Here is an 11,215-nt window from a genome sequence, read left to right as displayed (position 1 = left end):
TCGGAACCAGGGCCTCTCTGGCTTGCCGAAATGGGGGCAAAGTGGCCGGGCTTTCGACATCAGCCTGCGGATGTCGGGTCGGCGTCGGCCTCTCGCATCGGGGAGTCCCCCAGCGGACCTGGCATCGAGGCCACAAACGCGGTCAGGCGCGGGTCGCGTCCGTGCTTCTCGAGCAGTTGGCAAAAGGGGCACGCGCGCACGGCGGTGCCTTCACCGCCAACCGCATCGAGGTACTCGCTGCCGCATCGCGGGCACAGCGCAATCCGAAAGCTCCGGGTCTTGGCGATCCACAAGCCCTCTGTGTGCGCGGCCAGGTCGAATGCCCTGTCGAAGCTGATCCGGTTGGGTGGTCGATAGACGGATTGGTAGTACCGATATGCCGCGATGAGCGCTTCGACTGCGCCGAAACCCATGTGGTGCAGCCGTTGGAAGTTGGCGACCACGATGGAAGCCTCGGTTCGGTATAGCAAGTTGGCATGGTGGAACCACTCGCGCGTATCTGGCGCCCGGCCCCGAGGCGGCTGGGCGCCGCCGACGAACAGGAGGTGCATCAACTCCTGTGGCCGCACACCCGTCAGGTGGTGGATGGTCCGCACGCGGGCGCCGAGCAAGGCGCAGTCACGCGCCAGCGCCAGCGCCCGCACGCGCTGGTTCACTCGTGTTCCGGGCATCACTGGTCTGCCGGAAACGAGATCGGGATCGTGGGCCTGGGCGGGTGCGCTGCCGCGAGCGTTCCTGCCAGCGCAGGTGGCGTGTTCAGCAGCGCGGCGAAGTCGATGCGCGGCACGAACAAGGAGGTCTCGCCGATCGCGCGGACCATTGAACACAGGTCAGCCGGGTTCATCGCGCGCAGCTGTTCGACTTGGGCGGCGGTCATGCTGAACTTGCGGCAGGTTCCTACCTTGTCTCGCTCCGTCCCAATCAGGATCACGTGGAGCAATTGCAGGTTGGTGGACTGCACATCGGATAGAAGCAGGTGGCACATGGTCGATTCCTTGGTGTTCCCGATGGGGAGGCTGTTTAACGATGGTTCACGACGTCCTCGAATCGAATAAAGTGGGCAATGCAGGTCAGAGACAGCATATGCTGTGCAACTTGATCAAAGTCACACAAACGGCTGTGCATGAGGGGGCGAATCAATTTGCCACACGAAACGGCCGGAGATTGCGGGCGCTTTCCAAAAGTTGCTCATCCTGTAACAGCGCCGGAGGGGTACAACACGGCCTCGCAGTCGTTGAGGAGAAAGCCATGCCCGTCACAAGGACACTGACCAGCCGATCGTCCCAGCGAGGCCCAATTCGTCGCGAGAAGGCTCCCCGAGATTCACGGCCCCGGGGCCGTGCAGCGTCTGCGTCATCGCCTCGAGAAAGTGAGCCCACAGTCGCGTCACTGCAGCTCGTACCCGCGGTGCGAGATCGGCTGCACGCGAGACTCGTCGCCATGGGCATCGCCCATGACAAGTCGGTTTCCTTCCTGGCGGACATGACCCAGCGTGCGCCGCAGAGCGTGCGCAGATGGTTCGATGCGAGTGATCCTGGACTTCCAGACCTGGAGTCGTTCGCACGGCTTTGTGTCGGCCTGGGCTGTAGCGCCGATGGCATGCTTGGGCTGCAGCACGATGGGGAGAATCAGCCGGGTCGATGTTCCCAGCTCATTCAGGTGGCGGAATCGGTGCAATCGATGACCGACGCGCTGACGCGTGGAGGCTCGCTCGGGGTTCCGATGCGCGTGCCGGGCGACGAGATGGCACCGCGCCTGAAATTCGGGGATCTGGTCTTCGTGGACACGACGGTCACGCGGCTTTTGGGAAATGGGATCTACGCGCTCAGCTGCAATGACGCTCTCATCATCCGGCGTGTCGAGATGCGCCTGGGCAAAGGTGCGATCCTGAAGTGCGACAACAAGGCCTATGCGGACGACGAGTGGTCGCCCGCTACACCTGGGCGCCGCCGCGGCGTCAAGGTCCTGGGCAAGGTCCAGGGGGCCATCAGCGCTCAGCTCTTCTGAGACTTTCGGGCGCATTGCCAGGAGCGGATGCAGCAAGCAGAAGTGAGAGGGGCCGAAGCCCCTCTCATCACCTGCACCTACCGCGGTCTCATGCCGCTTCAGCCAGCGGCTTCCACTCGGCCGCGCTGAGGTCGATCAGCTTGCCGCCCAGGACCTCAAACTCGGTCGCCCGGTCGTAGTCTTCGACCTCCTGGCTGTAGTGGGTGACGGCGTTGACCAGGCCGTAGCCCGACAGATCGCCCCCCGCCACCAGATGGCGCAGCACACCCGAACGCTCGGTGTCGTTGAGGGTGTAGCGCTGCGCCAGCACCTCGACGCTCTGCACAGGATCGCCGGTGATCTGGATGCCCATGGTCCGTTGCATCTTCGCCGCGGCCTGGCGGAAGGTCACCTCCGAGACCGCTGCCTGCACGACATCGCGGACCTTCAGGAAGAAGGCCTTGTCGTCGGCCTGTAGGGTGTCGTCCTGGTAGACCGTCACGCCGTCGTCCTCCTGGGACATCGAGCGACCCACATGCGTCTTGCGCAAGGCACGGTCCGGAAGGATCAGTCCGTTGCGGCACACCAGCCGGAACAGCAGCGGCTGCACCGAGAGCGTCCCCTGTCCGACTTCGGAGTTCGAGATCGCGATGCCGGCCTGAACGACGTCACCTGGTGCCATCTCGTACTGCAGCTTCGAGGTGACGCACTTGAGGTACATGCGCGTCTCGGTCAGCTCAACCGACTCGAACGTCAGACCCGACAGGCCCTGCAGAATCGGCAAGACATGCTCGGCCAGGTCGTAGTTGTCCAGCCGGCGGTACCGGTCGGACAGCACCGCGCGCACATTGCCATCGAGCGTGCGCAACAGCCTCCGGTCGGCCTCGCTCTGCAGCCACGTGTTGACGTTGTTGCCGAGCAGTGCCGGTTGCTTCTCGCGCATGCGCTCGAAGTACGCGTACGGAATGCCCAGCTTCTCGGCCAGCTGACGTCGTGCGAGCGGCGTGATGCCGTACGAGGCCGGTCCACCGGCTTCTTCGATCACGAGGTTCGTGCCGCCACCATCGCTGGCGCTGAAGTGCACCAGGCCCGAGGGCACGACCAGATCCTTCTTGGTATCGAGTTGACGCTGCAGTTCATGCGCCAGGCTCACCAGGGTACGTCCGTTTCTCATGACAATCTCCTTCGATTGCGATAAACGGGGACGGCCTTCCCCCAACGGGGCGCGCGTCCCCGCAAGGGTTGAAGTTGGCCGGCGTGAACCGGCCTACGAAAGCGCGACGGGGTCGCGCGTGAAGCTCCAGGGCTGCCTTCGCCACGTGAGTGGCCTGGTCTGGCAACTACCAGGGGAGAAACCTTTGCAGTGCAGGCTCGTTCCATCGAACCTGCGCTGAAAAGGCGGGGGAGGGCGCCATGCCCACCCCCAGCCAAACATCAAGCTGCACGCAGCAGCACCGCTTCCTGGCGCTGTCGCCAGACGTCAGCCCAGTCCGAGCCGGCCTGCCGCGGCAGGAAGACCCGGATCGCGCGATGGCCACCCTGGACCTCTTCGCGCCTGAGCCGGCGAGCGACCGCATATGCGCTGGCCTGTCCCGTGAAGTCGCCGTCCGCATCGTTGTCGCCATAGACGCACACGCTGCGGACCGTGTCAGGGACCCAGAGCTTCTCCAGGTTGCCCGCGCTCAGCGCGCACCACACCGGCTTGCCGGTCGCGAGGAACACGGCGACGCCGGTCTCGATGCCTTCGCACACGGCCAACTCCTCGGTCGCCTCTGCGAGCCGCACCGCGGCGCCCGTGAAGCCGCTGCTGAGCACCTTCTTCGCATCGGTGGCGTCGAGCTTGCGTCCTGCCTTCAGGTAGGTGCGGTGCAGCGTCACGGCGCCTTGGGCGTCCTCGACACTGGCCAGCATCGCGGGGTACTCGGCCACCTTGCGTGCCTTTGCCGCTCCTTCCTTCTGGTAGTAGCCCAGAGCGGGATGGAAGCGCAGGGACGGGGGATAGCTGTCCAAGGCAAGCCCACGGCCCCGCAGGTAGCGATCCACCTCGTCCCCAAGGCTGACGGCTCGCGCCTCGCTCCAGATGCGTTGCACCAGCTTCTTCATGCGCTCTGGCGCGACATCTTCGGACGGCCGGGCCGGTGGCAACATGCCCAACACCTTCTCCACGGCACAGAGGGCGCCGTGGAAGTCCATGCCCTTGCAGGCCTGCAGCAGCTTGAAGCCGCCGCCTGGACCGCACTTGCGGCAGTGGTAGTTGCCTTCGCCGAACTTGTCGGTGTACTGGAAGCGGTCCACGCCGTCTTTGCAGACAGGGCAGGGCATCGGCTTGCGCCGCAGCAGCCGTTCCTCCAGCCCCATGGCTCCGAGGATTTCGGTCCAGCGGCCATGAGCGCGCTGCTTGGCCGCGTCGACCCGTGCCGCGTACTCAGCGTTCTGCATGGCTGCCTCCGGCGGTCACCTGCGCCGCGGAGGCGACGAGGGCCACCGAGCAGCCCGGCTGGCCACCCATTCCGACGGTCACCTCGAACTGCTTGCCGTGCAGAAGCGGGTACTTCCCGAGGTGGAGCTCGTCCAGCAGCGAGGTCAGCGTGTCCACCGGATCGATCGACCGCAGTCGCCTGATCAGATCGGCCAGCGCATCGCGGTCCGCGTCCATCTCGTCGTCGCGGAACCGATCGTTGCTGTCGACGAAGTCGGACAGTTGGCGCACCGGCTCACCGGTGGTCTCGCCGGCTGGCACGAGGATGTCGCCGTCATGGCAGACGCCCTCATCCACGATCACCACCGCGTGATCGCCCACACGGATGCGCACCGACTGGCAGACGATGACCAGGGGCCAGACCCACCGGCCTTCCAACGTGGCACGTGCCGTTTCCGACTGCACCTCAATCTGGGCGTCTTGGTCCTCGATGTAGCGCACATGTGGGCGTAGCCAGTGGCCCGGATCGAGGATGTGCGCTTCGGCCGTCAGCCACTGCTTGTGCTTGGCGAGCATCCAATGGCCGACGTTGTCGCCGCCGGGCCAGCCCAGCGACACGATGGTCACCCGGCCTTCCTCGATGTCCTGGCGACTCGGCGCAACCTCCAGCGGCTCGACATAGTCCCGCTGCCCGTAGGCTGCCTGGATCGGATAGCCGACGATGCGCTCGAACAGCGCGGCCGGCAACACGTCCATGTCGTTGAGCAGGTCCAGGTGGCCCCACTGCTTCATGGCATCGAAATAGGTGTCGACGAAAGCCGCCGCGCCCAACTGCGTCCGCGCGACTTCCAGCACCGTTCGCCAGGCCTGCTTGACCTGGGCTTCGACCCGCCGCAACTGCTCGTCCGCATCGATCAGCGTGTCCCGGTCGGGCAACCGCGCCATGAACTGGCGCGGGTCCAGGTGGACGACGTTGATCTCGCCGGCGCTGTAGTACAGAGGCCGCTTCACACAGAATCCCTGCAGGAACACCAGGTTGTTCCGCGCGGCCTTGCCGCTGCGGTTGCCCGCCACATGCACCGCACCGATCGGCGAAGGCATGAAGGGCAGTTGGTCCTCGGCAAACCGGCGCTCGAGCCGCTTCCCATTGAAGACGACATCGACCGGGAAGCCCTCGCAGAGGAGTTCCATGCGCTGCGGCAGATCCGCGATCTGCACACCGCGCAGTTCGATGAGTGTGCCATCGATGGCCTGCGCAACGGTCTCGACCTCGAATCCCTCACGCTGCAAGGCGGCAGCGGTGTCGATCTCCACGCGGCGCGTGCCCGAGGAGACCACGATGTGGGTCGCCGCGTACAAGCACTTGGTGAAGCCGATGCCGAAGGGGTGCTCCTGAACCACGGTCCCTTCGTCCCAGCCGGACTCGTGGAAGCTCAAGAGCTTCTGGAAGTCCTCGACGCCATGGCCATCGTCGCCGACGCGCAGAACGCCGCTGTCGGCGTCGTGGTCGACGATGATGTGCTGCGCGCCCGCGCGCCGGGCGTTCTGCAAAAGCTCGGTGACCAGCGTGAAGCGGTCGGTGAAGGCGAAGCGCTGGTTGCGCAGGGCGCCTTCTTCGTTGAAGCGTACTTCGATCTTCATGGAGATCTCCTAAAAGATGGCGGGCCACCCTCGACGGGATGGCCCGCGCGGGGTGGTGGGGGTCAGGCGCGGGCGCCGGTGTCGCTCGGCACCGATGCCGTGAACAACTGACCGCAGGCCAGGGCCTGGGCCAGCCCGTGGTCCTCGAACTCCCAGGGCAGCAGATGCCGGCTGTCCAGGACTTCGCCGCGCACGTCCAGGCGCTCGACCGTGAGGCCGATCGGGTGCCAGTGCACCCGGTAGATCAGGCGGTCGGCGCCTGCGATGACAAAGCCGCGGCCGGCTTGGCCGGTCAGGACTTCGCTTTCCTTCACGAAGTACTCGATGTCGCCCAGGGTGCGGACCGGAAGCAGTGCTTCCGATCGCTTGGGTTGAAGTGCGGTTTGACGCATGGCTCGACTCCTCAATCGTTGTCCGACCCGCAGGCCGGATGGGAAATGGCTACTGATGCTTCGTCGCAAGGCGGCATCGCATCGGCGGTGAGCGCATGCGGACGCTCCTCCGTTTCGCGGGGGAGCGCGTAGCAGGGCTGTGGCGCGTCCTCGCACATGGCCTGCTCCATCGCGACCGCATCCTGGTAGTCCAGGTGGCCGACGAGGCCGTAGGCCAGGAAGATCGCGACAAGGCAGAGAACATCCTTCCAATCGGTCATGGAGGACTCCTTTCACAGTTGTGGGGTGAGAGCGGGGCGCGCTCCCACTTCGGGGGTGTCATGCGGGTGGATCAGGCGAACAGGTCGCCTTCGAGGGCGACGCGCCTGACCTCTTCGTTGATCCACTGCGGGTTGCGGGCCAGCCGGGTCTCCACCCAGTCCGGGTGTTCCACGATGGCCTCGCGCACCCACGAGGGATAGCGGGTCAGCGTCTGCAGCAGCCACCGGCGCACAGCGCAGCGGATGAAGTCACGCACCTCCTCGGCGTCGACCAGGCCGCAGTACGGCAGGGGCGACAGCGGGCTGCAGCCCACCACGCGCAAGCAGGACACGAAGCTGAACGGCTTGTGGTCCTTCTCGCGCTCGGTGAAGACCCAGCGCAGGGTGTCGAACTTCTCCTCCAGCGGCGTGTCGGGATCGGCCAGCCGGCCGATCTCCTTGAGCAAACGCCAGTGGAGCTGCACGACGTCTTCCTCGCTCCATTCGATGGGCGATTCGTCGTCGGCTGCATCGAGCATGGCCGCCGCGGTGGCGACAGGGACGATGCGTGCGTCGCCGGCCTGCAGACGTTCGAGCAGGGTCTGGAAGACCGTGCGCTCGAAGCGACCGCCGTCGTCGGCGATGCCGGCCGGCGGATAGGGACGGATCTCGGGAGAGATGCTGTGGTCCAGCATGGTTGGCTCCTTGGGAAATAGGCAGGAGCCAACGCACCGGTCTGGGGGCAGTTAGCCCCCAGGGGGTGGACGAGTGGACGGATCCGCGTCGCGGATCGGGGATTCCAGGGCTGGCTGGGTCACGTTGCGGAGCGACGTGGGGCCGGTGTGCCAGCGACCGGCAGGGGAAAAGCTTTCGGCGTCGGGCAGGGGATGCCCGGCCCGGCTTCGAAAGCCGCCGGTGGGTGGGACGGTGTCAAGACGCCTGTGCGCGCACGTCGTGCGCGGGTCGGCGTCGATGGAAACTCCAGGGCTTGCCAGGGGGAGCAGGGCCAGCTACTGCTTGGTCCATACAGTAGTGCCAGCCATGGCGAGCGTCAATCGCCGGGGCCGCCAAATCCAACGCCGATGCCGAAATCAGCCCAACTTCGGGCCCGTTTCGCGTGGCGAATGCGATCCGTGCTCTGGATCATTCCGATGGAATGCGATGTCACAGGAGCTAACGACCATGGCCGAACTCGATTTTGTGAAGCACGACCAGGGCGGTGTCAACGCCCGCATCCTCGCCAAGGAGACCAAGGCCGACTTTCGGCGGGTCGAGGCCGCGAGCCTGAAGATCAAGGCGAGCTTTGCCAGCGCCGAAGGCAAGCGCCTGTTCATCCGCTACTTCAATACCTTTCAGCTGGCGATCCACTTCATCTCGGTGATCTCGAGAACCAGGCTCAACCACGACGACGTGACGAAGGTCGAGGCCCTGGTGCGCGCGCACATGGACAAGGTCGGCGAAGAGCTCAATCAAGCCATCGACGGCGCGGAGGCCCTGTACCAGGCCAACGGCATCACGAGCACCGCCACCTATGACACCGTCCCCATGGAGCTCGATGTTGGCGTTCTCTCGTCCAGCAGTCGCCGCTATCTGGAGATCCTGGGAAAGCTCGACCAACTGATGCCATTGCTGCAGACCCTGGAGATTCACGAGGTGATCACCACGCAGGCGGTCGACATCGAGCGTGCGGCGCTCAAGCGCAAGGTGCGCGACGTCGCCAACGGTACCCGGAACCTGGCCGCACGGCTGCGCCGGGAGATGAATGCCATGGACGCTCGCCGCGCCGCGGGCGAGTCGGACGCAACCGCGGGCTCTCAATCGGCGCCGGGGTCGGAGGCGGATGTGTCCGACGGAGACGCCACGGATGCAGCCCCGGAGGCTAAGCCCAACGTGGTGGCCGCGGCCGCAGTGCTTGCGGCCGAGGTTGCCGCAGCGGGCAAGGACGAGGACGCGACGGCGTAGCCGGATCAAGTCGCCACCGGCAATCGCCCGCCTATGCGGCCGATTCACCGTGCGAATGGCCATCAAGGGGTGTCAGCACGTCCCGTCGCTGTCCGAAGACAGTACAGTGCCCTAAGCGGGCGTGCGTTGGTGCATCCTCCCCGCGATCCCTTCCACAGCGTCGGGTTCCGTCGCAGTCGTCACCTGCCCCATATCAACGGCACCGCCGTCATCGGTCGCGTCGTTCGCCCCTTGAGCAAGGCCTTCGGGTCCAGGGCGACCCGTCGACGTCATCAAGCGCCCGCGCACCTTTGCGCGATCTGAGACCCCAATCCACCCCGCGTGTCCGGAACGCCTGCGGGGAAGAGGTGCATGCGTTCCTTCGGCAGCGGCTTCATCCAGACCATCCCCCGCTGCGACATAGCAGGTCATTCCCTCATTCGCGTCGGCCACTGGCCGTCGAAAGGACTGATCATGCAAGTTGTTTCCATCCCCCAGGCCCCGGTGCACCACGACAGCGGCATCGCCGCGCCGACCTTGCCTCGCACCGGCTTCATCCGACAGAGCCTGTTGTTGAAGTGCCTGCCTTTCTCGAAGTCCACGCTCTGGCGCTGGGTCAAGGCCGGCCTGTTCCCGGCGCCGGTCCGTCTCTCGGTCGGCATCACCGCCTGGCGCGCCGAAGACGTGCAGCGCTGGATCGCTGAGCGGGAAGGGGGCGCAGAAGCCCCTGCGTCATGATCGCAGCGGGCTTTCCTCAGCACCGGCGCGTGGCGCTGTGCGCCAGCGCGTCAAAGACCGGACTGGCGCTTGACGGCATCCTCGTGCAGCGACTCGTTCAGCTGGTCCACAACAATGGACCAGGGTGCATCGGCCTTGATCTGGTCCGAGAGAAACTGGCGCTGGCTCTCATTCCAGTATGGGGCGTCCACAAGGCTCACGTCAGCAGGCAACTGGTGTGAACTGATGAACTCGGCAATGGCAGCGTCGCCAGATTCAAGGCCCAACTGAAGAAACAGATTGGTCATTCTGACGACGGCGTTGTTCATTGATCGCTCCGGGAAACTGAGGCAAATGTGGGTCAAGGCCCGGGGCGTGACCCGATGCCAAGGGATTGCGCTGCATTCGCGGATTTCCGCCTGGCCGGCTGTACCGCTCCAGGATGAAGGAGCAGGGATGCGCACAGCGGGAAGGGACGGGACTCGGGTCACGCGTATCGTGCGGCCTGGAAGGCATTATCCGGCGATGCCGGAGAATGCTTGCGATGGATGCAGAAAACCGCGCTGGCGCCCGCAACGGGTTCTGCGTAGTGGACGTTCAGGCGGTCTGGCGCCCATCGCAACGGCTCTCGCTTGGTCTGAGCCTGAAGAACGCGGGTGCGGGAGAGTCGCACGGTGGCGGGCGGTCACCAGTGGCCTTGCAGCGTGAAGCGGCGCGCAAGCCGCCTCGGGCTGCGCGCGCGAGTCATCTCATGGGGCAGTGGCTGACGCCTGCGCCCTGAGCGCATCGGCCGGGGAACTCAGGCATGCCCGGCCCGATGCCGAAATCCCCCGCATTCAGCCCCGATTTCGGCTGGCGCGCTGCAGTGGCGCCGTCCAGCATGTGGTCATGGCCTCATTGACCTGACAAGGAGCTGTTGGCGTGGCTCAGCTGGATTCACCCGACGACAACGAAGACGGCCGACCGCGCACGTCTGCGCTGTCGATCGCGATGCTGCGCGCCGTGCTCGACGGGGAGACCTACGAGGCGGTGGCGCTGGACCACGGGGTGAGCCGCACGGCCGTGGAGCGCAGGATCAAGCAGCTTGCGGTGCAGGTGGCCGCGACGGCCGGGATCGAAGGCCTGAACGCCGATGGCGCGACCTTCGTGAGACGCTTGCGTCTGTACCGGGACGCGATCCTGGGTGCCATCGACTGGCTCAGCGAGATCCATCCCGCACCGCAGCGCTCGGTGCGCATCCTGTCCGACGAGGAAATCGCCGCTGGCGCGCTGCGCATTCGCGGGCGGAGCCAGCAGCCGCTGGAGGACCTGGCGCTGTACCTGGTGCTGCTGGCCACGGCCGCACGTCCGCTGGAGATCGCTCGCCTGGAGGTGCGCGACTACCTGCAGGCCGACGGCGGGGTGCGCCACAACTCCGAGTTCCGGGCCGAGTCCACCATCACGGGACGGTCTCGCCCGCTTTTCTTCCGCAGCAAGCAACTGATCCTGGCGCTGGACGCCTACCTCGCCGAGCGCGCGGCGTCCGCCGGTGCTGACGCCGATCGGGATCGCTATCGCGGTCTCGATCCCAACAGCCGGCTGTTCCTGTCCCAGAGCGGGGACGGCTTCGACATCCGTCCCTATGGGGAAGAGGGGCAGCACCGGTTCCGGTGCCGGGCGATCCAGGAAACCTACCGCAAGCTTTTCCGCTACGCGGAGCTCAAGCAGGTCACCGCGCTCACCGTGCGCCACACTGTGGCCGATCGTCTCTACTCACGCGGCGCGGATGAACTGCAGGTCGGCCTGTTGCTGGGCATCGCGGAAAGGAGTTCGGTGCGCACGCAGTTCCCTCGGCGATTGCCGAGCCTGGATGCCCTGACGGACGACCTGGTGTAGCGATG

Annotated in this window: 14 protein-coding genes; 5 read left to right on the top strand and 9 right to left on the bottom strand. The window is 65.7% G+C overall.

Translation table 11 applies throughout. The features are described 5' to 3' along the window. Window positions 1–59 precede the first annotated feature (59 nt). Together ACTIF6_RS22265 and ACTIF6_RS22260 are read right to left on the bottom strand one after the other, a co-directional pair. A complete protein-coding gene (locus ACTIF6_RS22265) occupies window positions 60–671 on the bottom strand; it encodes a FlhC family transcriptional regulator (RefSeq protein WP_439589978.1) in 612 nt (203 codons plus the stop codon). Then, window positions 671–985, bottom strand: a complete 315-nt coding sequence (locus tag ACTIF6_RS22260; RefSeq protein ID WP_244387101.1) for a hypothetical protein — start codon at window positions 983–985, stop codon at window positions 671–673. The genes ACTIF6_RS22265 and ACTIF6_RS22260 overlap by 1 nt, the downstream gene beginning before the upstream one ends. A gap of 455 nt (window positions 986–1,440) precedes the next feature. Here ACTIF6_RS22260 and ACTIF6_RS22255 point away from each other — a divergent pair, with 455 nt between their 5' ends. Then, entirely contained in the window at window positions 1,441–2,007 is a 567-nt protein-coding gene (locus tag ACTIF6_RS22255) for a S24 family peptidase (protein ID WP_244387099.1), read from the top strand. A gap of 88 nt (window positions 2,008–2,095) precedes the next feature. On the opposite strand, the gene ACTIF6_RS22250 is transcribed toward ACTIF6_RS22255, so the two are convergent. The 6 genes from ACTIF6_RS22250 to ACTIF6_RS22225 form a co-directional block, all read right to left on the bottom strand. After that, entirely contained in the window at window positions 2,096–3,160 is a 1,065-nt protein-coding gene (locus ACTIF6_RS22250; RefSeq protein ID WP_244387097.1) for a DUF932 domain-containing protein, read from the bottom strand. 260 nt (window positions 3,161–3,420) lie between these two features. Then, entirely contained in the window at window positions 3,421–4,425 is a 1,005-nt protein-coding gene (locus ACTIF6_RS22245; protein ID WP_244387095.1) for a DUF7146 domain-containing protein, read from the bottom strand. Then, complete coding sequence (locus tag ACTIF6_RS22240; RefSeq protein WP_244387093.1) at window positions 4,412–6,046, bottom strand: ATP-binding protein; 1,635 nt, start codon at window positions 6,044–6,046, stop codon at window positions 4,412–4,414. Before ACTIF6_RS22240 ends, ACTIF6_RS22245 begins: the two co-directional genes overlap by 14 nt. Window positions 6,047–6,108: 62 nt before the next feature. Further along, window positions 6,109–6,438, bottom strand: coding sequence for a hypothetical protein (locus ACTIF6_RS22235; RefSeq protein WP_244387091.1), 330 nt, complete (start codon window positions 6,436–6,438; stop codon window positions 6,109–6,111). Between the two features lie 11 nt (window positions 6,439–6,449). Beyond that, complete coding sequence (locus tag ACTIF6_RS22230) at window positions 6,450–6,698, bottom strand: hypothetical protein (protein ID WP_244387089.1); 249 nt, start codon at window positions 6,696–6,698, stop codon at window positions 6,450–6,452. Between the two features lie 71 nt (window positions 6,699–6,769). Beyond that, window positions 6,770–7,372: a hypothetical protein gene (locus ACTIF6_RS22225; protein WP_244387087.1), complete on the bottom strand. Its 603-nt coding sequence runs from the start codon at window positions 7,370–7,372 to the stop codon at window positions 6,770–6,772. Between the two features lie 487 nt (window positions 7,373–7,859). On the opposite strand from ACTIF6_RS22225, the gene ACTIF6_RS22220 reads away from it, so the two are divergent. Continuing rightward, complete coding sequence (locus ACTIF6_RS22220) at window positions 7,860–8,639, top strand: DUF1845 domain-containing protein (RefSeq protein WP_244387085.1); 780 nt, start codon at window positions 7,860–7,862, stop codon at window positions 8,637–8,639. Window positions 8,640–9,092: 453 nt separating this feature from the next. Beyond that, window positions 9,093–9,356 carry a helix-turn-helix transcriptional regulator gene (locus ACTIF6_RS22215; RefSeq protein WP_439589977.1) on the top strand — a complete coding sequence of 88 codons (264 nt, stop codon included), beginning with the start codon at window positions 9,093–9,095 and terminating at the stop codon, window positions 9,354–9,356. Between the two features lie 50 nt (window positions 9,357–9,406). Here the strand turns inward: ACTIF6_RS22215 and ACTIF6_RS22210 are convergent, their stop codons facing one another. Then, window positions 9,407–9,664 (bottom strand): DUF2789 domain-containing protein, encoded by a 258-nt coding sequence (locus ACTIF6_RS22210; protein WP_439589976.1) that lies wholly within the window; start codon window positions 9,662–9,664, stop codon window positions 9,407–9,409. A gap of 215 nt (window positions 9,665–9,879) precedes the next feature. Between ACTIF6_RS22210 and ACTIF6_RS22205 the strand changes: the two genes are divergently transcribed. Then, on the top strand, window positions 9,880–10,116 hold the full coding sequence (locus ACTIF6_RS22205; protein WP_439589975.1) for a hypothetical protein: 237 nt from the start codon (window positions 9,880–9,882) through the stop codon (window positions 10,114–10,116). 140 nt (window positions 10,117–10,256) lie between these two features. Beyond that, complete coding sequence (locus ACTIF6_RS22200; protein WP_244387079.1) at window positions 10,257–11,210, top strand: site-specific integrase; 954 nt, start codon at window positions 10,257–10,259, stop codon at window positions 11,208–11,210. Window positions 11,211–11,215: the final 5 nt, after the last annotated feature.

It is taken from the genome of Hydrogenophaga sp., from assembly GCF_051860785.1.
GTDB lineage: Bacteria > Pseudomonadota > Gammaproteobacteria > Burkholderiales > Burkholderiaceae_C > Hydrogenophaga.
Note: the sequence above shows the minus strand (reverse complement) of the source record. Positions and strands in the feature narration are given on the sequence as shown.